The sequence below is a fragment of the Intrasporangium sp. Soil_C_50 genome (genome assembly GCF_057656595.1).
Map to the genome: position 1 here is coordinate 155,012 of NZ_JBDGKB010000005.1, position 23,413 is coordinate 178,424.

Annotated in this window: 18 protein-coding genes; 10 read left to right on the forward strand and 8 right to left on the reverse strand. The window is 72.8% G+C overall.

Going from position 1 to position 23,413, the window contains the following annotated elements:
* Window positions 1–4 precede the first annotated feature (4 nt).
* Window positions 5–3,034, forward strand: a complete 3,030-nt coding sequence (locus AC3A5R_RS13850) for a CHAT domain-containing protein (RefSeq protein WP_487621346.1) — start codon at window positions 5–7, stop codon at window positions 3,032–3,034.
* Between the two features lie 152 nt (window positions 3,035–3,186).
* Here the strand turns inward: AC3A5R_RS13850 and AC3A5R_RS13855 are convergent, their stop codons facing one another.
* Together AC3A5R_RS13855 and tdh are read right to left on the reverse strand one after the other, a co-directional pair.
* Window positions 3,187–3,888: an alpha/beta fold hydrolase gene (locus AC3A5R_RS13855; protein WP_487621347.1), complete on the reverse strand. Its 702-nt coding sequence runs from the start codon at window positions 3,886–3,888 to the stop codon at window positions 3,187–3,189.
* A complete protein-coding gene (gene tdh / locus AC3A5R_RS13860) occupies window positions 3,885–4,922 on the reverse strand; it encodes an L-threonine 3-dehydrogenase (RefSeq protein ID WP_487621348.1) in 1,038 nt (345 codons plus the stop codon). The genes AC3A5R_RS13855 and tdh overlap by 4 nt, the downstream gene beginning before the upstream one ends.
* 44 nt (window positions 4,923–4,966) lie before the next feature.
* On the opposite strand from tdh, the gene AC3A5R_RS13865 reads away from it, so the two are divergent.
* On the forward strand, window positions 4,967–5,503 hold the full coding sequence (locus AC3A5R_RS13865; protein WP_487621349.1) for a Fur family transcriptional regulator: 537 nt from the start codon (window positions 4,967–4,969) through the stop codon (window positions 5,501–5,503).
* 77 nt (window positions 5,504–5,580) lie between these two features.
* Entirely contained in the window at window positions 5,581–6,957 is a 1,377-nt protein-coding gene (locus AC3A5R_RS13870; RefSeq protein ID WP_487621350.1) for an ATP-binding protein, read from the forward strand.
* 7 nt (window positions 6,958–6,964) lie between these two features.
* Here the strand turns inward: AC3A5R_RS13870 and AC3A5R_RS13875 are convergent, their stop codons facing one another.
* Both AC3A5R_RS13875 and AC3A5R_RS13880 read right to left on the reverse strand, forming a co-directional pair.
* The gene (locus AC3A5R_RS13875; protein WP_487621351.1) at window positions 6,965–9,148 is read right to left on the reverse strand and encodes an alpha-galactosidase; all 2,184 of its coding nucleotides are present in this window, start codon (window positions 9,146–9,148) and stop codon (window positions 6,965–6,967) included.
* A gap of 50 nt (window positions 9,149–9,198) precedes the next feature.
* On the reverse strand, window positions 9,199–10,149 hold the full coding sequence (locus AC3A5R_RS13880; RefSeq protein WP_487621352.1) for a phytanoyl-CoA dioxygenase family protein: 951 nt from the start codon (window positions 10,147–10,149) through the stop codon (window positions 9,199–9,201).
* Window positions 10,150–10,190: 41 nt separating this feature from the next.
* On the opposite strand from AC3A5R_RS13880, the gene AC3A5R_RS13885 reads away from it, so the two are divergent.
* Window positions 10,191–11,063 carry a helix-turn-helix domain-containing protein gene (locus AC3A5R_RS13885; RefSeq protein ID WP_487621353.1) on the forward strand — a complete coding sequence of 291 codons (873 nt, stop codon included), beginning with the start codon at window positions 10,191–10,193 and terminating at the stop codon, window positions 11,061–11,063.
* On the opposite strand, the gene AC3A5R_RS13890 is transcribed toward AC3A5R_RS13885, so the two are convergent.
* The 3 genes from AC3A5R_RS13890 to AC3A5R_RS13900 form a co-directional block, all read right to left on the reverse strand.
* Window positions 11,056–11,952: a carbohydrate ABC transporter permease gene (locus AC3A5R_RS13890; RefSeq protein WP_487621354.1), complete on the reverse strand. Its 897-nt coding sequence runs from the start codon at window positions 11,950–11,952 to the stop codon at window positions 11,056–11,058. The genes AC3A5R_RS13885 and AC3A5R_RS13890 overlap by 8 nt on opposite strands.
* Window positions 11,949–12,875: a carbohydrate ABC transporter permease gene (locus AC3A5R_RS13895; protein WP_487621355.1), complete on the reverse strand. Its 927-nt coding sequence runs from the start codon at window positions 12,873–12,875 to the stop codon at window positions 11,949–11,951. The genes AC3A5R_RS13890 and AC3A5R_RS13895 overlap by 4 nt, the downstream gene beginning before the upstream one ends.
* Window positions 12,876–12,955: 80 nt before the next feature.
* On the reverse strand, window positions 12,956–14,380 hold the full coding sequence (locus AC3A5R_RS13900; RefSeq protein ID WP_487621356.1) for an ABC transporter substrate-binding protein: 1,425 nt from the start codon (window positions 14,378–14,380) through the stop codon (window positions 12,956–12,958).
* Window positions 14,381–14,698: 318 nt separating this feature from the next.
* On the opposite strand from AC3A5R_RS13900, the gene AC3A5R_RS13905 reads away from it, so the two are divergent.
* From AC3A5R_RS13905 to AC3A5R_RS13930, 6 genes are read left to right on the forward strand one after another with little or no spacing between them, the layout of a single operon-like run.
* On the forward strand, window positions 14,699–16,690 hold the full coding sequence (locus AC3A5R_RS13905) for a beta-galactosidase (RefSeq protein WP_487621357.1): 1,992 nt from the start codon (window positions 14,699–14,701) through the stop codon (window positions 16,688–16,690).
* 2 nt (window positions 16,691–16,692) lie between these two features.
* Complete coding sequence (locus tag AC3A5R_RS13910; protein ID WP_487621358.1) at window positions 16,693–17,475, forward strand: DeoR/GlpR family DNA-binding transcription regulator; 783 nt, start codon at window positions 16,693–16,695, stop codon at window positions 17,473–17,475.
* Window positions 17,472–18,581 carry a galactose-1-phosphate uridylyltransferase gene (gene galT / locus AC3A5R_RS13915; RefSeq protein ID WP_487621359.1) on the forward strand — a complete coding sequence of 370 codons (1,110 nt, stop codon included), beginning with the start codon at window positions 17,472–17,474 and terminating at the stop codon, window positions 18,579–18,581. The genes AC3A5R_RS13910 and galT overlap by 4 nt, the downstream gene beginning before the upstream one ends.
* On the forward strand, window positions 18,578–19,762 hold the full coding sequence (gene galK / locus AC3A5R_RS13920; protein ID WP_487621360.1) for a galactokinase: 1,185 nt from the start codon (window positions 18,578–18,580) through the stop codon (window positions 19,760–19,762). The genes galT and galK overlap by 4 nt, the downstream gene beginning before the upstream one ends.
* 17 nt (window positions 19,763–19,779) lie before the next feature.
* Window positions 19,780–21,093 (forward strand): MFS transporter, encoded by a 1,314-nt coding sequence (locus AC3A5R_RS13925; RefSeq protein ID WP_487621361.1) that lies wholly within the window; start codon window positions 19,780–19,782, stop codon window positions 21,091–21,093.
* Window positions 21,093–22,535, forward strand: a complete 1,443-nt coding sequence (locus tag AC3A5R_RS13930) for a pyridoxal phosphate-dependent decarboxylase family protein (protein ID WP_487621362.1) — start codon at window positions 21,093–21,095, stop codon at window positions 22,533–22,535. The genes AC3A5R_RS13925 and AC3A5R_RS13930 overlap by 1 nt, the downstream gene beginning before the upstream one ends.
* A gap of 175 nt (window positions 22,536–22,710) precedes the next feature.
* Here AC3A5R_RS13930 and AC3A5R_RS13935 read toward each other — a convergent pair whose 3' ends face one another.
* Window positions 22,711–23,331 (reverse strand): superoxide dismutase, encoded by a 621-nt coding sequence (locus AC3A5R_RS13935; RefSeq protein WP_242653031.1) that lies wholly within the window; start codon window positions 23,329–23,331, stop codon window positions 22,711–22,713.
* Window positions 23,332–23,413: the final 82 nt, after the last annotated feature.

Consider the following 23,413-nt stretch of genomic DNA (forward strand, 5'->3'; position numbering starts at 1 on the left):
GGTCGTGTCCCCGCTCGACGGGCCCGTCCCGACGCCGCCGGGGACCGTCCCGGCGACACCGACGCCGCCCGCCCCCTCCACGACCGGTTCACCGTCCACGCCGTCCCGTGCACCCGACGCGTCCGTCGCTCCCGACGCGTCCGACGCGTCCGCCGCATCCGATGCGTCCGACCCGCGACCCCGGCCGACCGTCCACGTCGCCCACGGCGACCTGCGCTTCGCCCGCAACCACCTCATCGTCGGCCACTACGCCGGCAGCACCCTCGTCGGCGGCGAGGCCGCCCTCGACCAGCTGCTCGACGGGCGGCTCTCCCGCGCAGCGATGCTCGGCATCTACCCGGGCGCGTTGGAGACGTGCCAGGTGTTCACCGACCCCGACAAGTGGTCGACGCCACCCGGTGCGGTCGTCGCGGGCCTGGGCCCCATCGGCCAGCTGAGCGCGGCGTCCCTGGCCCGGGCTGTGGCGCACGCGGCCCTGACCGCCGCCCTCGGCCACCTGTCGATCGCCCGGCCCCGCAAGGCATCCCGCCGCACCGGCGGCGTCCTGCAGATGCGACTCTCGAGCCTGCTCATCGCCACCGGCGCCGGCGGCCTGCCGGTGCGCGACAGCGTCCAGGCGCTGCTCACCGGCATCCAGCGGGCCAACGACCGCCTCGCCGACACCGGCATGGGCGTGCACATCAGCGACCTCGAGGTCATCGAGCTGTGGCAGGACCGCGCCCTCCAGGCCCTCGACGCCGTCAGTGCGTCGATGTCGACGGGCGAGCTCGCCGAGTGCTTCGTCCTCGACCCGCGCCTGCGTGAGATGCCGGGGCGACAGCGACGGCTCGTCTTCACCGAGCGCGACGGCTGGTGGCAGCAGGTGCGGGTGCGCAGCGACTCCGACGGCTCCCTCACCTTCGAGGCGTCGGTGGGCCGGGCCGGCACGCCGACGCGCACCGTGGGCACCCAGCGGGCCCTCGTCGACCGCCTCGTCGAGTCGCTCGTCGACACGCCCTCGCCCGACGCCGTGTCGGCCCACACCCTCTTCGAGCTGCTCTTCCCGAACGACCTCAAGGCGCAGGCACCCGACACCGACAACATCGTGCTCGTCGTGGACCGTGGCTCGGCGCACTTCCCGTGGGAGCTGCTCGACGACCACGGCGCCGACCGGATCGGCGCAGGGGACGGCGAGCGCCGGACACCCCTCGGGGTGCGGCGCGGCCTCGTGCGCCAGCTCGAGGGCACGACGATGCGCAGCCACGTGCTGTCGGCGACGACGGGCCGCGCGTTCGTCATCGGCGACACCGAGAGCGGCCTCGGTCCGCTGCCCGCCGCCCAGAACGAGGCCCGCGCTGTTGCGAAGACCCTGCAGGACAAGGGATTCCAGTGCGACCCGCTCATCACCGCGTCGGGTACACAGGTGGTGCAGGGCCTCTTCGACGGCGCCTACCGCATCGTGCACCTGGCGGGGCACGGCGTCTTCGACTGGCCGGTGCCGGCGGCCGGGACCGACGGCGTCGACGGGACGGCACGCGTCACCGGGCTCGTCCTCGGCGGTGGGATGTTCCTCACCGCCGGGGAGATCGGGCAGCTGCGCCAGGTGCCCGAGCTCGTCTTCGTCAACTGCTGCCACCTCGGCGCGGTGCCCGAGGGCGACACGGCCGCACCGACCCTCGGCGGCCGCTACCACCGGCTCGCCGCGAGCGTCGCCACCGAGCTCATCGACATCGGCGTCCGCGCCGTCGTCGCGTGCGGCTGGGCCGTCGACGACGAGGCGGCGTCGACGTTCGCGACGACGTTCTACGACGCGATCCTCGCCGGCGAGACCTTCGGCGACGCCGTCACCCGGGCCCGCGCGGAGACCTGGAGCCTGCACCCCGACGTCAACACGTGGGGCGCCTACCAGTGCTACGGCGACCCCGACTACCGCCTGGCCCGCGAGGGCGTCGAGCTGACGGCCGGACCGACGCGAAGCCTCGCGAGCACCGAGCAGGCCCGCGTCGAGATCGAGAACCTCGGCCAGTCGGTCGACGTCAGCCGCGACACGAACTACGGCCTGCGGCGGCTGCACACCCTCGTGGCCCAGCTCGACGCGTGCGACCTGTCCGACGGGGCGCTCCAGGTGCTCATCGCCCGCACGTACAACAAGTTCGGCAACTTCGACCTCGCCCGCGACTACTTCCGCCGCACCCTCGCCTCGGGCGGCACGGCGCTCACGGTCCGCGACTTCGAGGTGTGGATCGACCAGACCGTGCGCACCGCGGCGACCGACGCGGTGCACGGCTCGGGCGCCCCCGGCGGGTCGGGGATCGCCCTGCTCGGCGCCGACGCCGTCGAGACCGCCGCCGCGACGATCGAGTCCTCGATCGTGACGCTGCGCCACCTCATCGACGACCCCGGCTCGGTCGTCCTCGGCAGCGGCCCGGGTCCCTCGGTCCTCACCGCGGCCGAGGGTGCGCCCGCGCCGAGCATCGACCGGCTGTGGCGCGTCGCCAGCGCGTACAAGCGGCTCGCCCTCGTCACGTGCCCGGCCCGGTCCGCGGCCGCCGCCGCGGCGGCACCCGACGACTGGACACGCGCCAAGGACGCCCTCGTCGACGCCGCCGACTGGTACCGCCGCGCCCACGAGGCCGCCGGCCCGCACGACCGGCGCAGCAACGGGGCCCTCGCCAACTGGCTCGCGGCCGAGCTGGCCCTGACGTGGCGCCCGGTGCCCGACCGCGCGGGCGTCGACCCGGACACCGCACGCCGGCTGCTCCACGACGCGACCGAGGTGGCCGACGAGGAGGCGCGCCACTCCCCCTCGTTCTGGACCGTGGCCGTGGTCGGCGACCTCGTGACGCTCGCCGCGCTGTGGGCGCCGGAGCCGACGCGCTCCAAGGCCGCCAAGGCCGTCGACCGCTACGAGCGGGCGGCCCTCATCGGCAGCGAGGAGCAGCTGCGCCAGGTACGCGACCAGGTCGACTGGCTCTCCGACATGGCGAACTCCGACCACCCGCCACAGGCGGCCTTCCTCCGCACGCTCCAGGAGGGCCTCGACGCCATCGGGTGAGCCGACCGAGTGCACCGGTGCGGCCCTGCCCTCCCCCTCCCCCGTCGAGTGAGCACTGCGTCCCACCCGTCACGTGACGCCTGAGACCCCTGTGACTGAGTGCTCACTCGACGAGAGAGGAGGGAGCGTGGCGGCCGGCGCGGAGAGGGTGGTCAGGCCTCCGGCGCGGGGAGCTCGGAGGAGCTGGAGAGCGCTGGCGCGTCGAGGAACTCGTGGGTGAGGTCGGCGAGCTCGCGCGCTGACTCCGTGTTGAGCATCGCGCCCGCGCCGTCGACGACGTGCAGCCGCGCGCCGGGAACGTCTGTGGCGAGGCGACGCCCGGCCTCGACCCCGGCGCGGTCGCGCGACCCCGCGACGACGAGCGTCGGCGCCTCGACGCGTCGCAGCGCGTCGGTGCCGTCGAACTCGCGCAGCGCGTCGAGCACTGCGAGCATCCGCGGGCGCGACACCCCGGCGTCGACGAGCTTCGACTCGGGCACGAGGCGCATCGCGAGCTTCTGCATCCGCAGCGCACCCTTCGAGGGGCGCACGAGCGCGCCGGCCACGACGAGGCGTCCGACGAGCTCGGGTCGCTGGACGGCGAGGCGCAGCGCGACGCTCGCCCCCACTGACACCCCGAGGAGGTCGGCCTTCCGGACGCCCTGCAGCTCGAGCTCGTCGGCGACGCCCGAGGCCGCGGCGTCGAGGTCGAAGCCGACGGGGTCCTTGGGGCGCAGGCCGCGCATCCACGGCGCGGTCATCGGCCGACCGGCGCCGAACGCCGACACGAAGTCCTGCCACGCGATGGGCGACTGCCCGACGCCGTGGAGCAGCACGAGCGGGCGGGGCGGGCGGGGCGGCCCCGGCTGGGTCATGACCAGTCGAGGACGACCTTGCCGCACTGGCCCGAACGCGCCGTGTCGAAGGCCTCCTCCCAGCGCTCGGCCGGGAACCGGTGCGTGATGACCTGGGAGACCGCGGCCCGGAAGCGCTCGGACGTCGCGATCATCTGCGACATCGCGTACCAGGTGTCGTACATCTCGCGGCCGTAGATGCCCTTGAGGGTCAGCATGTGGGTGATGACCTTGCCCCAGTCGAGCTCGTAGCTCTGGTGCGGCAGCCCGAGCAGCGCGATGCGACCACCGTGGTTCATGTTGGCGATCATGTCGGTGACGGCGGGCGCGGCCCCCGACATCTCGAGACCGATGTCGAAGCCCTCCTTCATGCCGAGGTGGTGCTGGGCGTCGGCGAGCGACTCGCGCGTCACGTTGATGGTGAGGTCGGCACCGGCGTGCTCGGCGAGGGAGAGGCGGTAGTCGCTCGCGTCGGAGACGACGACGTACCGGGCCCCGGCGTGGCGGGCGATCCCGGCGGCCATGACGCCGATCGGCCCGGCGCCGGTGATGACGACGTCCTCGCCGACCATCGGCCACTGCAGCGCCGTGTGCGTGGCGTTGCCGAGCGGGTCGAAGACGGCACCGAGGTCGGGGTCGAGGTCGGCCGGCTGCACCCAGACGTTGCTCGCCGGCAGCACGACGAAGTCGGCGAAGGCTCCGTCGCGGTTGACGCCGATGCCCTGCGTGCGGATGCAGAGGTGACGGCGGCCGGCGCGGCAGTTGCGGCAGGTGCCGCAGACGACGTGGCCCTCGCCCGACGCGCGGTCGCCGACGGACACGCTCGTGACGTCCGCGCCGACCTCGACGACCTCGCCGTAGAACTCGTGGCCGATGACGAGCGGCGGCTTGACGGTCGACTCGGCCCACTCGTCCCAGCCCGCGAGGTGCAGGTCGGTGCCGCAGATGCCCGCCCGGAGCACGCGGATCTTGACGTCGGTGGGGCCGCATTCGGGCTCGGGTCGGTCGACGAGCTCGAGACCGGGGCCGGCGGACAGCTTCGTGAGGGCACGCACGGGGGCAGTCTGCCACCCACCGCCGGACGCGGGATGATGAGGGCGTGCCGCCGACCCAGCCGACGACCCCGACGCCGCGCGTCGCCGACGTCCTCGCCCGGCTGCGCGCCGTCGGCGAGCGGATGACGCCGGCTCGCCGGGCCGTGCTCACGGTCGTCGACGCGGCTGACGCGGCGGGCGAGCACCTGACGGCCGAGCAGATCGGCGCGCGGGTCGGCGACCTCGAGCCGGCCGTTCACCGGGCCACCCTCTACCGGACGCTCACCGCGCTCACCGAGCTCGGGGCGCTGTCGCACGTGCACCTCGGCGGGTCCGCGACGGTCTACCACCTCGGCGCCGGGCCCGAGGACGAGACGCCGACCGGCCACGACGACTCCCACGACGCGCACGACGCGCACGACGCGCATGACCGCGCCCACGACCACGCGCACGTCCAGTGCCACGCCTGCGGACGCGTCCTCGACGTGCCTCCGGACGTCCTCGACGACGTCGCGGCGCGCCTGGCGACCGATCTCGGTTTCGTCCTCGACACCGGCCACGCCGCCCTCCTCGGCACCTGCCGCGACTGCGCCGCCGATTGACCCGATTCGCCGCCAGCGGCCGCGTCCACGGGCCACCATGGAGAGGCTTGCGGTTCGGCGACGGTGTGGAGGCGATGATGACGCACGACACGACTTTCGGCGCAGACGTCAGGTCCGACGACGGGCGCACCTTCGTCGCGGCGACCGAGCGACTCAGCCCCGGCGACCTCGCCGTCATCGAGTCCGACCACGAGGCCCTGCTGGCCCAGGTGCGGGCCCGGTCCGGCGACCCGGCCGTCGCGGCGGGCGTCGTCCTGGGGCACCTCAAGGACGGGCGGCTCGTGCGCCCGCAGGGCCGCGACCTGCTCGACCAGGCGACGATCCGCCCGGCGAACCGCGAGGAGGCCGAGCAGCTGCAGGAGGCCACACGGGCCACGATGGAGGTCGGCACGTGGCAGCTCGGTGCCGCCGAGGCCGCGCTGCGCCTGCGGCCCGCCGGCTTCGCCCGGCACACGTTCGTCTGCGGGCAGAGCGGCTCCGGCAAGACGTACGCGCTGGGGGTCGTCCTCGAGCAGCTCATCCTCCAGACGCGGCTGCGGCTGTTCGTCATCGACCCGAACGCCGACTTCGTGCACCTCGGCACGACCCGCGACGACGCGCCGGCCGAGGCCGGTGACCGGCTCACCAGCGCTGGCACCCTCGACGTGCAGCGGGCCGACGCCGACGGCGCGGACGCGCTGCGCGTCCGGTTCGGTCACCTCTCGCTGGCCGCCCAGGCGTCGGTGATGCAGCTCAACCCGGTCACCGACCGCGGGGAGTTCAACGAGTGGCTGCACATCGACGCGAACGACACGAGCATCGACCTCGGCGAGCTCATCGCGCGCATGGCCGTCGGCTCGGCGTCCGAGCGGGCCTTCGCGCAGCGCGTCGAGAACCTCGGCATCGGGGGCTGGCAGGTGTGGCCCATCAACACGCCCGGCGCGGTGCCGATGCACGAGCGGTCCGCCCGCACGACGGTCCTCGACGTGTCCGGCTTCGGCCGCCACGAGGAGCAGCTCGTCGTCGCCCTCGACCTGCTCGACCGGCTGTGGGCCGAGCGCGAGCAGCGGCAGCCGGCGCTCGTCGTCATCGACGAGTCGCACAACATCTGCCCCTCCGACCCGTCGACCCCGCTGCAGCACGCCGTGACCGACCGGCTCATCCAGATCGCCGCCGAGGGGCGCAAGTACGGCCTGTGGCTGCTGCTCTCGACCCAGCGGCCCTCGAAGGTCCACCCGCAGGTCGTCTCGCAGTGCGACAACCTCATGCTCATGCGGATGAACTCGCCGTCCGACGTCGCCGACCTCTCGCGCCTCTTCGGCTTCGCGCCGGAGGCGATGCTGGCGTCGTCGCCGAACTTCTACCAGGGCGAGGCACTCTTCGCCGGTGCGTTCGTGCCGGTTCCCTCGTTCGGCCGCATGGGTGCTCGGCTGACGATCGAGGGCGGCATCGACGTGCCGGTGCCGCTGGCCTGAGCAGGCCTCAGACCGCCCGGACGTCGAGGAGGTAGCCCTGGGCCGGGCCGAGGACCGGCACGGGCAGGCCGACGACGCCGAGCACCGAGCCCGGCACGACGACGCCGTCAGCGCCGAGCGCCGGCTCCCACCACGAGGGCGCACCGTGCTGGACGACCGCAGGCTGCCCCGCCTCGGGCCGCACCCGCACGACGTAGCTGCGCTGGGGGTCGAGGCCCGGCAGCGGGAGCGCGCCCGTCACGGCGTCGCGACCGGTGACGAGACGGGCCACCGTGTAGGCGGCCCGGCCGCGTTCGGCCTCGACGGTGCCGGTCACGAGGACGGTGCCGTCGGGGCTCTCCGAGCGGACGAGGTCGCCGGTGTGCAGCAGCGGCCGCAGCTCTCGGGCGAGCGCCGTCCACGCGGTGAGCGCCTCGAGCTCGTCGTCCGAGCACGTCGTGATGTCCCACTCGAGACCCGCGTGCCCCTGCAGCGCCATGAGCGTGCGGAACCCGAGGTCGACGGTGCGGTGCGTCGTGTGCGCCGTGGCCGGGCCGACGTGCGTGCCCATGAGCTCGGCGGGCACGAGCAGGCTCGTCCAGCGCTGGATGCTCGCCCGCTCGAGGGCGTCGTTGCAGTCGCTGGTCCAGATGCGGTCGGTGTGGTCGAGCACCCCGAGGTCGACGCGCCCGCCGCCGCTGCTGCACGACTCGATCTCGAGCCGCGGGTGACGCGCCCGGAGGTCGTCGAGCAGGCGGTAGAAGGCGAGCGTGTGGTCGTGCACCGCAGGGGCGTCGACCCGGCGACCGCCGGGGCCGTCCACCGTGTGCACGGCCTCGAGGAGGTCGCGGTTGTGGTCCCACTTGATGTAGTCGATGCCGTACTCGGCGACGAGCGCGCTGATCCGCTCGAGCAGCTGGGCGTACGCGTCGGGGTTCGTGAGGTCGAGCAGCTGCTGCCAGCGCCATTCGCGCGGAGCTCCGGCTGCCGGGCCGAGCGCCCACTCGGGGTGGGCCCGCACGAGGTCACTGTCCTCGTTGACCATCTCCGGCTCGAACCACAACCCGAACTCGAGGCCCAGGCCCTTGACGTGGTCGACGAGGGGTGCCAGGCCGTCGGGCCAGGCGTCGGCCGAGACGACCCAGTCGCCGAGGCCGGCGCGGTCGTGGCGGCGCGAGCCGAACCAGCCGTCGTCGAGCACGAAGCGTTCGACGCCGATTCGAGCAGCCTTGTCGGCCAAGGACTTCAGGTGGGCGAGGTCGGTCTCGAAGTAGACGGCCTCCCACGTGTTGAGGACGACCGGACGCGGCCGCGACGGATGACCGGCACGAGCGCGCAGGCCCCGGTGGAGGCGGCGCGACAGGCCGTCGAGGCCATCGGTCGAGTGGACGAAGACGACGGTCGGGGCGGCGTAGGTCTCCCCCGGCGCGAGCCGCACCTCGCCCGGCGCGAGCAGCTCTCCCCCGCCCAGGACGGCGTGGTGGCGGCCGGCGCCCTCGGGCAGGGCCTCGACGAGGTGCTCGTGGTTGCCGCTCCAGGCCGTGTGCACGGCCCAGACCTCGCCCGAGCCCCAGTCGAACCCGCGGGTGCCCGCCATGAGCAGGAGCGTCGCGTCGTGGCCGGTGCGTCCGCGTCGGGACGCGCGCAGGTGCGTGCCGTGGTCGAGCCGGCTGCGCTGCGGCGAGCGCTCGCGGCACCAGCGCCCGGTGAGGTCGAGCACCTCGTCGGCGCGCAGCGGCAGCGGCAGCATCGCGCGCAGCGCGGACACGTCGAGCGGGGCGTCGGCGTCGGACGCGTTCGTCACCGACGCGTCGACGCGGAGCACACCGTGCGCGTCGAGCGCGTGCCGCAGCTCGAGGCGGATGCCGTCCGCCGAGGTCGCGCGGGTCACGACGGTGCCGCCCACGGCCGCGCACGTGACGTCCGACCAGCGCACGGCGCCCGCGGACCCGCCGCGGTGCCCGGACCATCCCGGCGTGCCCGACCAGCCGTCGCCCTCGCCGGGCAGGACGGTGAGCGGCCACGGCTCGTCGAGAGCGCTCGGCGGGACGGGGGCGACCGTCAGGGCGGACAGGGCGGCATAGGTGCCGGGCCCGCCCTCGAGGACGGGGCCCCAGTGCAGCACCTCCGGCAGGCCCTCCGCGCGGGGCTCGAGGACGAGCGCGGTCCCCGCGGACTCGACGACGACCGTTCCGGCACTGGTCTCAGGCATGGCTCATCGTTGCAAAGCGTCGGAGCACGTGGGCGTGTCGTCTCACCCGGTCACGCGGTGCCCGCACTGCACCACTCGCCCGGGGTGTGCACGCCGTGGACGATCCGCAGCTCGGCGTCCAGGTCCGACGACGTGGACGGGCGCAGGTCGTCCGACACCCGCCACTCGAAGCGCTCGTCCGGACGGCTGTGGCGCGCGTGCTCGGCCAGCGCCGGCGCAAGCAGGCGGAGGCGGGCGTCGATCCATTCAGGAGACCACGGCCCGTCCTCGAGAATGCTGTGGGCGGAACGGAACTCGAGGTAGATGGTGCGCCGCAGGGCGTTGCCCCGGCCGGGCGGCGAGCCGTGCACGATCATGTCGTCGTGCACGAGCACGTCCCCGGGGCGCATCTCGACCTCGACGGCGCCGGGCAGGTTCCAGCCGTGCCGGTCGGCGAGCCCGCACGCGTCGGTCCGGCGCCCCTGCGACCCGGGCACGACGTGGAGCGCACCCTCCCCCGCCACCGAGGCGTCGAGGTACACGTCGATGTTGAAGATGCGGTGGCGCCGCGCGTGGACGGCGTCCTGGTGCCACGGGATGGGGGCACCGTCGCCGGCCGACTTGAAGACCATCGACTCGTAGGTGGGCACGAAGTCCGGTCCGGCGAGGGTCTCGGCGATCGCGAGCACGCGCGGGCTGCCGAGCAGCTCGAGCGAGGCGACCTCGCCCTTGTCGTGCAGGTAGTCGACGCGGTACATGACCCGGCCCGACGGGCGGTCGGCGAAGAGCCAGTCGCCGGGTCGCGCACGCCCGGGGTCGAGGCCGTCGGCCATCCAGCGGTCGGAGGCGCGGCGGAGGCGCTCGAGCAGGGCCGGGTCGATGCGGTCGCGCAGGACGAGGTAGCCGTGCTCGTCGAAGAACTCGACCTGCTCCGGGGTCAGCGCCCACGGGTCGGTCGAGGCGGACGGGGAGCCTGGGGTCCCGGCGGCAGCGACGGCGGCGGGGAGGGGTGACGAGGTCATGCCCACGACGCTAGGCGCGTGGAATCAGGCATGCTTCCTCCATGCGAGCCGTCACTTCCGGGATCGACGCCACCCCGCGGGACGAGCGGTTCGGCTTCGCCTGCGGGCTGAGCGCCTCTCCCGTCATGACGCGCGCCCACCGGCACGACGACGTCGAGATGGCCCTCGCGCTCGGCGGTGGTTTCGTCATGGAGCACGGCGGGCGCCCGCACCTCGTCGAGGAGGGTCGGTGCGCGGTCTTCTGGGCGAGCGTCCCGCACCGGGTGACGTCGACGGCCCAGCCCGTGGGGGCCGCGGGCGTGCAGGTGGCATGGGTGACCGTCCCGCTCGTCGAGGTCCTCGCGTGGGCCTCGATGCCCGGGTCGTTCACCGCCGAGGTGCTCCGCGGCACGATGCTCACGGTGGGCGCCCCGCCGAACCTGGCCGCGTCGATGACCACGTGGGCCGCCGAGATCGGCACCGACCCGACGCTGGCGACCGCAGCCCGACGCGAGGTCGAGGCCTGCCTCCTGCGCACCTCCGGAGCGGTAGCCCGGGCCGGAGGTGCGCAGGAGACGGCGCCACCGCCACCGAGCTCGCGGTCCGAGCGGCTGGCGACCGCCATGGCCGCGTGGATCAGCACGCACTTCCGCGAGCCGGTGACGGTCGCCGATGTCGCGCGCAGCGTCCACGTGCACCCCAGCACCGCGACCGCGGCCTTCCGCCGGCACCTCGGGGTCAGCATCGGGGAGTACCTGGCGCAGTGCCGCACCGCAGAGGCCCAGCGCCTGCTCATCTCCACGGACGGCACCACGAGCGACATCGCCCTCGGCGCCGGCTTCGGCTCGGTCAGCTCCTTCTACGAACGCTTCGTCCGCGACGTCGGCCTCGCCCCCGCGGCCTACCGCCGGCTCGTGCGCTCCAGCCTCACTTGACCGACCCGGCCGCCAGGCCTGCCTGCCAGAAGCGCTGCAGGCTGAGGAACACGACGATCAGCGGGATCACGGACACCAGCGAGCCCACGATGACGAGGGTCTGCAGCTGCGGATCGCGCGAGATCTGGGTCTGCCAGTAGTAGAGACCGTAGGTCAGCGGATACAGCTTGGAGTCGTTGAGCATGATCCGGGGCAGGAGGAAGTTGTTCCAGATGGCGATGAACTGGAACAGGAAGATCGTGACCAGTGCGGGTGACATCAGCCGGGACGCGATGCCGAAGAAGATGCGACGCTCGCCGGCCCCGTCGATGCGGGCCGCCTCGATGATCTCGTCCGGCACCGCGGAGGCGGCGAAGATGCGCGAGAGGTAGACGCCGAACGGACTGACGACGCTCGGCAGGAAGACGGACCACATCGTGTCGGTCTGCGAGATCTTCGCGAAGAGCAGGAACAGCGGCAGGGCCAGCGCCGTCGCGGGCACGAGGACTCCGCCGAGGATGACGGAGAAGATGAGCTCGCGCCCCCGGAACCGGTACTTGGCGAGGGCGTACCCGCACATGGCGGCCAGCAGCGTGCCGACCGCCGCACCCACCCCGGCGTAGAGCACCGAGTTGAGCACCCAGCGCAGGAACACGCCGTCGTCGCGGGTGAAGAGCGCCTGGAGGTTGTCCCAGAGGGCCCAGCCGGAGAACCAGAACCCGTTCGTCGTGACGAGGTCGCTCTGGGTCTTCGTCGAGTTGACGACGAGCCAGTAGACGGGCAGCAGGAAGTACACCGCCATGATCACGAGGAACACCACCGCGATGACGACGGCGGTCCGTGACACCTCTCGTGGACCGCGGCCCCCGGTCGCGGTGGACGTGCCGGTCGGGTGAGTCGACGCGCTCACAGCGCCTCCCCTCGTCGTTGGGTGAACCGGAGGAATCCGAAGGACAGGATGAAGGTGGCCACGGCGAGCACGACCGACAGGGCGGCCGAGAACGAGTAGTTGTTCGACGCGGCCACCGCGTAGGCCTGCATGTTGGGCGTGTAGCCGCTCGTCACGTTCGTCGAGATGGTCTGGAAGACCACCGGTTCGGTGAACAGCTGGAGCGTGCCGATGATGGAGAAGACGGTGGTGAGGACGAGGGCCGGCAGCACGAGCGGGATCTTGATCGAGAAGGCGGTGCGGATCCCGCCGGCACCGTCGATGCGGCTGGCCTCGAAGATCTCCTGCGGCAGTGCCTGGAGTGCGGCGAAGATGATGAGCATGTTGTAGCCGGTGTAGGTCCAGGTCGTGACGTTGGCGATCGACCACAGGATGAGGTTGCTGCCGAGGAAGTCCGGCGCGGTGCCGATCTTGTCGAGCAGCGCCACGATCGGCGACAGCTGCGGGCTGTAGAGGAAGGCCCACATGAGCGCCGCGATGACACCCGGGATGCCGTAGGGCACGAAGAAGGCGATGCGGAAGAACCGCTTGAGCCGGGCCACCGCGGAGTCGAGCAGCAGGGCGGTGACCAGGGCGATGCCGAGCATGACCGGCACCTGGACGATGCCGAAGAGCAGCACCCGGAGGACGCCTTGGCGGAACGTCGCGTCGGTGAAGACCGCGGCGTACTGCGAGAGGCCTGCGAAGACCTGCTGGGTCGTGCCGAAGATCCCGCCCGTGCGCTCGATCTTGAACAGGCTCTGGTAGATCGCGTAGGCGATCGGCACGAGGTAGAAGAGCACGAACGGGACGAGGAAGGGCAGCATGAACCAGATCCAGGGCCGCCGCCTCCTCACGCGCTCGGAGGTCGGCGGCGCCGCCGCCGCGTCGAGGGATGATGCCATGGCTCCTCCAGATGGGTGCGGTGGGTCCGAGCGGGTCGGGACCCGTGCGCGGCGCCGTCGGCGCCGCGCACGGGCAGACCTCACTGCGTGACCGAGATGCCCTGCGCCTTGAGGGCGTCGACCGTCTGGGTCTGGGCGGACTGAAGGGCCTCGTTGAGCGTGCCCTGGCCGTTGAGAGCCTTGGTGAAGCCGTCGCTGAGGAACCGGTTCGTGTCGGTCATGATCGGACCCCACGTGAAGTTCGTGTCGACGTTCGCCGACGCCTCCTTGAAGGTGTCGAAGATCTTCTGGTTGCCGTAGAACGGCACGCCCTGGGTCAGCGCCGGCAGCTCGAGACCGTCCTTGTTGGCCGGGTAGAGGCCGCCCTTCTCGTTGGCGAGGGCCAGCGCGGCCTGGTCGCTGTTGAGCCACAGCGCGAACTTCGCGGCCTCCGCCGGGTGCTTGCTCGACGCCAGGACCGCCGTGGTCGAGCCACCCCAGTTGCCGGCCGCCTTCTCACCGGCCGTCCACTGCGGCATCGGGGCGACGGCCCACTTGCCGGAGGTGGCCTTCGCGTTGTCGCGGATCGTCGAGTATCCCCACGCGGCCGAGACCCAGGTCGCGACCTTGCCGTCGTTCCAGGCCTTGTACAGGTCGGGCGAGAAGCCCTGCAGGTTCGTCGCGACGAGCTTGTCGTCGATGAGCTTCTGCCAGTACGTCGCCACCTGCTGGGCCTTGGGGTCGGTGAGCGAGACCTTGACCGAGTCGCCCGTCGTCTCGAAGAGCTTGGCACCCGACTGCCAGAGCAACCCGTTGAACCAGTTCGCGTCCTGCTGGGGGAAGTGGGTGATGTAGATGCCCTTGGCCTTCAGCTTGGCCGCCGCAGCGGCGTACTCGTCCCAGGTCGCGGGGACCTTGATGCCGTTGGCGTCGAAGATGTCCTTGCGGTAGAAGAGCGCCATCGGCCCGGTGTCCTGGGGAACCGCGTAGACGCCCGGGCCGCCGATCTGGGCCTGGGCCCACGACCAGTCGACGAACGTCGACTTCGCCTGGGCGACGCCGGGGCAACCGCTGATGTCCTTGAGCCCGTTCTGCAGCCGGAAGCTCGACAGCGTGTCGTACTCCACCTGGCCGAGGTCCGGGGCCGTGCCGGCCTTGAGCGAGTTGAACATGTTCTGGTACGTGCCGGCGTTGCCGGCCGGCGTGTTCTTGACCGTCACCTGGATGTCGGGGTTGGCCGCGTTCCACTTGGCCACGACCGCATCCATGCCCGGCACCCACGTCCAGAACTGGAGCGAGACCTTGCCGCCGGTGGGGGCGCAGGCGGCGGCGCTCGTCTGTCCCGCTGCCGCGCTCCCGTCCGAGGACGACCCGCCCCCGCTGGAGGCGCAGGCTGCCACGAGGATCACCGGCGCGAGGAGCAACGAGGCCGCCCTCAGGCCGCGGAAGCGGGCCCGGCGACTCCGGCCGGGCTCGGGGGACGCCGTGCGGGCTGCCGTGGCGGCGCCGCTCGAGGGGTGGGTCATTGCGGTCTCCTTTGACGCTGAACCAGAAGGTGCTGCCGTGGCCCGAGATCCAACATCTCCGACCAGGAACTTCCAACAACAAACAGAGAATCTCGACGTCTGACAATTCTGTCAAGAGCACCGGACACAACGATTCGGACGCGAACCTTGGACAAGCGATGTCGTATGCGGCTGTGCACGAGCACAATTCGGCTGACCGTCGGGGCGCGTGGCGCCCCGACATCGCCATCACGCCGCCTCGTCCACTGGACAAGACGAGTGACGTCGCGATGTTTGAAAATGTTGACATTGCTCACGTCGCGGGCCACGCTGGACGGCATGCGCTCATGGCCGACGAAGACCCTCGCCCTCGGTGGTGACTACAACCCCGAGCAGTGGCCCCGTTCCGTCTGGGACGAGGACGTGGAGCTGATGCGGCGGGCCGGCATCTCGTTCGTCAGCCTCGGGATCTTCTCGTGGAGCTGGCTCGAACCGGCCAAGGGCGAGTACGAGTTCGAGTGGCTCGACACCGTCATGGACAAGCTCCACGCCGGGGGCATCGCCGTCGACCTCGCCACGGCCACCGCCACCCCGCCGCCCTGGCTGTCGGCGGCCCACCCCGAGATCCTCCCCGTCGACGTCGACGGCCACACCCTGTGGCCGGGCAGCCGGCAGGCCTGGTGCCCGACCTCGCCCGTCTTCCGCGAGTACGCCTTCGCCCTGACCCGCCAGCTGGCAACGCGCTACCACGAGCATCCGGCCCTCGCGATGTGGCACGTGTCCAACGAGTACGCCTGCCACAACCTGCCCTGCTACTGCGACGAGTGCGCACGGCACTTCCGCGCGTGGCTGCAGCGTCGGTACTCGACGCTCGAGACCCTCAACGACGCGTGGGGCACCGCCTTCTGGAGCCAGCGCTACACCGCGTGGGAGCAGGTGCTGCCGCCGCGGCGCTCGACGACGTTCAACAACCCGACGCACGTGCTCGACTACAAGCGCTTCTCCTCCGACGCACTGCTCGACCACCTGCGCGCCGAGACGCTCGTGCTCGCCGAGCTGTCGCCCGGCGTCCCCGTGACGACGAACTTCATGACGCTCGACCACTTCCGCCACCTCGACTACTCGCAGTGGACCCCGCTGGTCGACGTCGTCAGCACCGACCACTACATCGTCGACGCGCTGGCCCACCCGCGTGCCGAGCTCGCCTACAGCGGCGACCTGACGCGCGGCCTCGCGGGCGGCGCCCCGTGGATGCTCATGGAGCACTCCACGAGCGCCGTCAACTGGCAGCCGGTCAACCACGCCAAGGTCCCCGGGCAGACGATCCGCGACGCGCTCGCCCACGTCGCGCGCGGCGCCGACACGATCGGCTGGTTCCAGTGGCGCCAGTCGCGCGCCGGCGCCGAGAAGTTCCACAGCGCGGTCGTGCCACACGCCGGGCCCGACAGCGCCCGGTTCCGCGAGGTCGAGGAGCTCGGCCGCATCGCGGGCCGGCTCGGCGAGCTCGTCGGCAGCCGCGTCGAGGCGCGCGTCGCGATCCTGCACGACTACCAGGCGATCTGGGCGTCCGAGGGCCCGTGCATGCCCTCCTCCGACCTCGACGCGCTCGAGGCGGCCCACGCCGTGCACCGCGTCCTGCACGGCCGGGGAGTCACCGCCGACGTCGTGCACCCGGACACCGACCTCGGCGGCTACGACGTCGTCGTCGTGCCGCAGCTCTACACCGTGACCGACGCCGCGGCCGCAGCCGTCACGGCCGCCGCCGAGCGCGGCGCGCAGGTCGTCGTCACGTACTTCTCCGGCATCAGCGACGAGCACGACCACGTCCGCCTCGGCGGCTACCCAGGCGCCTTCCGCGACCTGCTCGGCGTCCGCGTCGAGGAGTTCTTCCCCCTCGACGGCGACGAGAGAGTCACGCTGTCGCAGGGCGACGGCACGTGGTGGAGCGAGGACGTCACCGCCCTGCCGGGCACCGAGGTGCTCGCCTCGTACGCGTCCGGGCCGCTCGTCGGCCGACCAGCCGTGACACGTCGGGGCGCGGGCAGCGGGGCCGCCTGGTACCTGAGCACGCTCCCCGACGACGCGACGCTCGGCACCCTCCTCGACGACGTGCTCGCCGCCGCGGGGGTGGGCCCGGGCGTCGCCGGTCTCCCCCTCGGCGTCGAGACCACGCGTCGCGTCGGCGAGGACGGCTCGTGGCTGTTCCTGCTCAACCACACGGACGCCCCGCACGAGGTCGACGCCACGGGGTACGACCTCGTCTCCGACCGACGCGTCGAGGGTGCCGTCACCCTCCCGCCCGGGGCGGTCGCCGTCGTACGAGAGGATTGAGCGTGCTCGCCAGCCAACGCCGAACCGTCATCCTCGACCTCGTCGAGGGCGAGGGGGCCGTCCGGGTCTCCGACCTCGTCGAGCGCCTCGGGGTGTCCGACATGACCATCCGCCGCGACATCGAGCGGCTCGCCGGTGACGGGCTCCTTGAGCGGGTCCACGGAGGCGCCCTCGCCGTCGGCGGCACGAGGTCGAGCGAGGAGCCTGGCTTCTCGGCCAAGTCGCACCTGCAGCTGGCGCAGAAGCAGGCCCTCGGGCAGCACGCCGCCCGTCTCGTCGCACCCGGCATGGCTGTCGGCATCTCGGCGGGCACGACGACCTACGAGCTGGCCCGCGCCGTCAAGGACGTGCCGCAGCTGACGGTCGTGACCAACTCGGTGCCGGTGGCGCAGCTGCTCCATGAGTCCGGGGCCCCGGGGCAGACCGTCGTGCTGACCGGCGGCATCCGCACGCCGTCCGACGCCCTCGTCGGGCCGGTCGCCGTGTCCGCCCTGCGGTCGCTGCACTACGACGTCCTGTTCCTCGGCGCGCACGGCGTCGACGACCGCGCCGGGCTGACCACGCCCAACCTCGTCGAGTCCGAGACCAACCGCGCCCTCATCGGCTCGGCCCGCACCGTGTGCGTCCTCGCCGACGCCTCGAAGTGGGGCACCGTCGGGCTCAGCACCTTCGCCGACCTGCAGGACGTCGACGTCTTCGTCACCGACGCCGGCCTCGGCGAGCGCGCCCGCACCGCCCTCGGAGACGCCGTGGGCTCCCTCGAGATCGTGGAAGCCACCTCATGAGCCACCGCTTCACCTCCCGCACCCTGGCCGACGGCCGGGAGATCATCTACGTCGACGAGCCGGGTACGCCGGAGCGCACGGCTCCCGACCCGCGTCCGGTCGAGCCGCGCGTCCGGTCCGGTGAGGTGCGCTACGACGCCCTCGTCGACGACTGGGTGGCCGTGGCCGCGCACCGCCAGAACCGCACCTTCATGCCCCCGAAGGACGAGTGCCCCCTCTGCCCCGCCGGCCGCGGCACGGCTCCCTCGGAGATCCCCGAGACCGAGTACCAGGTCGTCGTCTTCGAGAACCGGTTCCCGTCGTACGCCGTGGAGGCCGAGGGGTGCGAGTCCTCTGCTGCCGCAGGCCTGTTCGACACACGACCGGCTGAGGGACGCTGTGAGGTGGTGTGCTTCACGAGCGACCACGAGAGCTCGTTCAAGGACCTGTCCGTCGACCGCGTCCGGACGGTCGTCGACACGTGGGCCCAGCGCACCGAGGCGCTCGGCGCGCGGCCCGAGGTGCAGCAGGTCTTCGCCTTCGAGAACCGCGGCCGCGAGATCGGCGTGACCCTGCCGCACCCGCACGGGCAGATCTACGCCTACCCGTACGTGCCGGGCCGCACCCGCCAGCTGCTCGACGCCGCCGAGCGCCACCTCGAGCGCACCGGGCGTCTCCTCGGCGCCGACCTGCTCGAGGCCGAGCGCGCCGACGGGTCCCGCATCGTCATCGAGGGGCGGCACTGGACGGCCTACGTGCCGTTCGCGGCCCGATGGCCGGTCGAGGTGCACCTCGCGCCGCACCGCGACGTTCCCGACCTCGTGGCCCTCGACGACGCCGAGCGCGACGACCTCGCGGCGGTCTACCACGACCTGCTCGGCCGGCTCGACCGCTACTACGTCGCCGAGGACGGCGCGCCGGTGACCCTGCCGTACATCGCGGCGTGGCACCAGGCGCCGGCCAAGGTCGGACGTGATGCCTCGCGCCTGCACCTGCAGCTCATGTCGGTGCTTCGCGGCCCGGGGCGCCTGAAGTACCTCGCCGGGTCCGAGTCGGGCGTCGGCGGCTGGGTCAACGACGTCGCTCCCGAGCAGGCCGCGGCCCGACTCCGAGAGGTGGCCCCGTGAGCACGCGCGAGGCGGCGCAGGTCGTCGACAGCGTCCGGGCCCACTTCGTCGAGCGGTACGGCCGCGAGCCCGCGGGCGTCTGGTCGGCCCCGGGGCGCGTCAACCTCATCGGCGAGCACACCGACTACAACGGCGGCCTCTGCCTGCCGATCGCCCTGCCGCACCGCACCTACGCGGCGGCCGCCGTGCGCGACGACGGCGTCCTGCGCGTCTGCTCGCTGCAGAGCGAGGCACCGGCGGAGGTCGCGCTCGACGACGTCTCCCCGGAGCGTCCGGGCGGCTGGGCGTCCTACGTGGCGGGGGTCTTGTGGGCCCTGCGCCAGGAGGGACACGACGTGCCGGGCCTCGACGTCGTCATCGACTCGGTCGTACCGGTCGGCGCCGGGCTGTCGAGCTCGGCCGCCCTCGAGTGCTCGGTCGGCGCGGCCGTCAGCGACCTCGCCGGTCTCGGCCTCCTCGACGACGCCGACGCGCGGGCCCGCCTCGCCCAGGCCTGCATCCGCGCCGAGAACGAGATCGCCGGCGCCCCCACGGGCGGGCTCGACCAGTCGGCCGCGCTGCTGTGCGACGACGCCACCGCCCTGCTGCTCGACTGCCGGTCGTGGCAGACCGAGCCGGTGCCCTTCGACCTCGCCTCCGCCGGCTACGCGCTGCTCGTCACCGACACCCGCGCGCACCACGAGCTCGTCGACGGCCAGTACGCCGCACGCCGGGACGCGTGCGAGGAGGCCGCCCGGATCCTCGGCGTCGACACCCTCCGCGAGGTGCAGGCGTCGGGGCTCGACGCGGCGCTCGACCGGCTGCCCACCGACGAGATGCGGCGGCGGGTGCGGCACGTGGTCACCGAGATCGACCGCGTCGAGCGGGCCGTCGCGGCGCTGCGTGCCGGCGACCTCGACGAGGTGGGGCGGCTCTTCGACGCCTCGCACGCCTCGATGCGCGACGACTACGAGATCTCGTGCGACGAGCTCGACGTCGCCACCGAGACGGCCCGGCGCCTCGGCGCCCTCGGCGCGCGGATGACCGGTGGCGGCTTCGGCGGGTCCTGCATCGCCATCGTGCGCGCCGACGCCGTCGACGAGGTGTCGCGGGCCATCGACGCGGCGTTCGCCGAGCGGGGCTTCACCGCACCGTCGTCCTTCGCCGTCACCGCCGGGAGTTCGGCACACCGCGACGCCTGAGCGCCTATGGTGCGTCCATGACCCTCGCGTCGCCGCCGCTGCCACCGGTCGTGCGGCGTGGGTACGGGCTCGGTTCGGTCGCCACCGGCGCGTTCGGCACGGTGCCCGGCCTCCTGCTGCTGCCCTACCTCACCGACCATCTCGGGGTGCCCGCGGCCGCGGCCGGCGTCATCGTCTTCGCCCCCAAGGCGTGGGACGTGGTCCTCAACCCGGTCGCGGGACGCGTCAGTGACCGCTCGCGCCATCCCGACGGCCGCCGGCGGCCGTTCCTCATCCGCGCGGGACTGCTCCTCTCGGCCGCGTTCGCGCTGCTCTTCCTCGGCCCGTCGGCGCCCGTGTGGCTCGGCGCCGCCTGGGTGGCCGTCGCCTACCTGGCCTGCGCGACGGCGTACGCGTTCTTCCAGGTGCCCTACGTCGCGATGCCCGCCGAGCTGACCGACGACTACGACGAGCGCACCCGCCTCATGACGTGGCGGGTCGCCGTGCTCGCCCTCGCCATCCTCGTCAGCGGCGGGGCCTCCCCGGCGATCCGCGATGCGCTCGGGCCGGAGTGGGGGTACCGCGCGGTCGGTTGCTTCGTCGCGCTGCTCATCGCGGGTGGCGCGTACGGGGCCTGGCGCACGACGCGGTCCGCCCACCTCCACGAGGCCGATGCCCCGACAGCGCCGCTCGGTGAGCAGCTGCGGGTCGTGCGCGCCGACAAGCCCTTTCGCTCGCTGCTGCTGACGTTCGTGCTCCAGGCGCTGGCCACCGGAGCGATGCTCGCCGGGGTCGACTACGTGGCCCGGTGGATCCTCGGCACCCCGATCGCGGCGACGCTGCTCTTCGTCTGCTTCGTCGGGCCGGCTCTCGTGGTCATGCCGCTGTGGCAGCGGTTCGGCACCGCGTACGGCAAGCGTCGGGGCTGGTTCATCGCCTCCTTGCTGCTCGCCGCCGGTGCCCTGCTGCTCCTCGGCGCCAGGGCGCTGCCCGACGGCGCCGTCTACGGGGCGGTGGCGCTCGTCGGGGTCGGCTACGCGGGGGCGCAGATGTTCCCCCTCGCAATGCTGCCCGACGTGGCGACCCGCACCGGCGAGACCCGCACCCGGGCCGGCCTCTACACCGGTGTCTGGACCGCCGGCGAGACCCTCGGCCTCGCCCTGGGACCGGGGCTGTACGCGGCGGTGCTGGCCGTCGGCGGCTACCAGTCGTCGGCGGGTTCGACCGTGGCACAGTCTGACTCGGCCCTCACCGCGATCGTGGTCGGGTTCTCCGTGCTGCCGGCTGCGCTCGTGCTGCTCTCGCTCCTCGCCCTTCGAACCTTCCCGTCTCGTGAAGGGAGCACGCCGTGATGGACCGCGACGAGATACGGGCGGCGCTGGTCGCGATGCGCGGCCGCGACCTGCCGACCCACGGCGGCCGCACGCTGGCCTACGTCTACGACTCCGGCCTGGCAGAGGCCGACGCCATCGGGCGCGAGGCCCTGGCCGACTTCGCCTCGACGAACGGCCTGGACCCCACGGCATTCCCGTCGCTGCTCGCCATGGAGAACGACTTGGTGGGCATCGCCGGTGGACTCGTCGACGCCCCAACGGGATTCGCCGGCGTCGTCACCTCCGGCGGTACCGAGTCGATCCTTCTGGCCGTCCTCGCGGCGCGCGACGCCCGGCCCGACGTCGCCCACCCCCGGATGGTGCTGCCCGTCACGGCGCACGCCGCGTTCCACAAGGCCGCCCACTGGCTCCGCGTCGAGCCGGTGCTCGTCGACGTCGACCCCGTGACGAAGCGCGCCGTGCCCGAGTCGATGGCGGCCGCCATCGACGGCAGCACCGTCCTCGTCGTCGCCTCGGCTCCCTCGTACGCGCACGGGGTCATCGATCCCGTGACCCCGATCGCCGCCGCGGCGGCCGCGGCCGGGGCCCGCTGTCACGTCGACGCGTGCATCGGCGGTTGGGTGCTGCCGCACCTGCGGGCCACCGAACCCGACCAGCCGGCGTGGACCTTCGAGGTCCCCGGCGTCACGAGCATCTCCCTCGACCTGCACAAGTACGCCTACACGCCCAAGGGGGTGTCGGTGCTGCTCCACGCGTCGGCCGACCTGCGGCGCACGCACCTGTTCGCGTCGGCCCGGTGGCCCGGCTACACGATGCTCAACACGACGGCGCAGTCGACGAAGTCGGGCGGTCCCGTCGCCGCCGCCTGGGCGGTCGTCCACCACATCGGCGCCGAGCGCTACGCGGAGCTCGCCCGCACGGCCCGTCGCGCCACCCTCGACCTCGCTACCGCAGCGTCCGACGTGCCCGGCCTCACCCTCGCCGCGCCGCCCGACTCGACGCTGCTCGCCGTGACCACCGACGAGTCGTGCGACGTCTTCACGATCAGCGACGAGATGCTGGCCCGCGGCTGGTTCGTCCAGCCCCAGATGCGGTTCGGACCCCTGCCGCCGACGCTGCACTTCACGCTCAGCGCGGCGACGGCCGCGTCGTCCGACCTCGTCGCCCGCGACCTCGCCGACGCCACGGCCGCGGCCCGCGGTGCCGGCCCGGTCGTCGTGTCGGCCGAGCTGGCGGCCATGGCCACCGCCGTCGACCCCACCGCCCTCGACGAGGCGACGTTCTCGGCCCTGCTCGCGGCTGCGGGCCTCGGCGGCGAGGGCGGCACCATCGAGCTGCCCGAGCGGATGGCCCCGGTCAACGCGCTGCTCGACGTCGTCCCGCCGGCGCTGCGCGAGGCGCTGCTGCTCGGCGTCGTCGACCGCCTCGCCCGCCCCACAGGACCCACCGCGAGGGGCTGAATGCCCCGCGACCGGCCGACTGCCCTGCGTCTGCACGAATGACCCGGCGTGCCACGCCTGTCGGTCGGAAAGCGAGCAGTCGGGTGCTCGGCGAGCAGCCGTGGCTGCCCCGGGCAACGCGACGGGCGGCCACCCCGTGGGGTGACCGCCCGTCGACGACCGTGCTGCGGGAGCGTCAGGCCGGGATGATGAGGCCGGACGTCGCCTTGGCGCGCTCGAGGCGGGCCGAGACGTCCTCCCAGTTGACGAGGTTCCACCAGGCCTTGACGTAGTCGGCCTTGACGTTCTCGTACTGCAGGTAGAAGGCGTGCTCCCACATGTCGAGCTGCAGCAGCGGGATCTGGCCGACCGGGATGTTGCCCTGCTGGTCGAACAGCTGCATGATGTGCGGCCGCTGCGCGATGGTGTCCCAGGCCCAGATGGACCAGCCGGAGCCCTGGATGGCGTTGGCGTTGGCGTTGAAGTGCGCCTGGAACTTCTCGAAGCCGCCGAAGTACTCGTCGATCGCGGCCTTGACCTCGCCCTCGGGCTGGCCGCCACCGTCGGGGCTCATGTTCTTCCAGAACACCGAGTGGTTGGTGTGGCCACCGAGGTGGAACGCGAGGTTCTTCTCGACGCCGTTGACCGCTGCGTAGTCACCGGACTCGCGCAGCTCCTCGAGCTTGGCGACCGCGGCGTTCGCGCCGTCGACGTAGGCCTTGTGGTGCTTGCTGTGGTGCAGCTCCATGATGCGAGCGCTGATGTGCGGCTCGAGAGCCGCGTAGTCGTAGTCGAGCTCGGGAAGCGTGTAAGCCACTTGTCGTTCCTTTCTGGAGACCTTCCGGCTCCGATCACTCTATGCCGGGGGGCAAGTGCCTCCGTCAGGGCGTCCGGGAGCC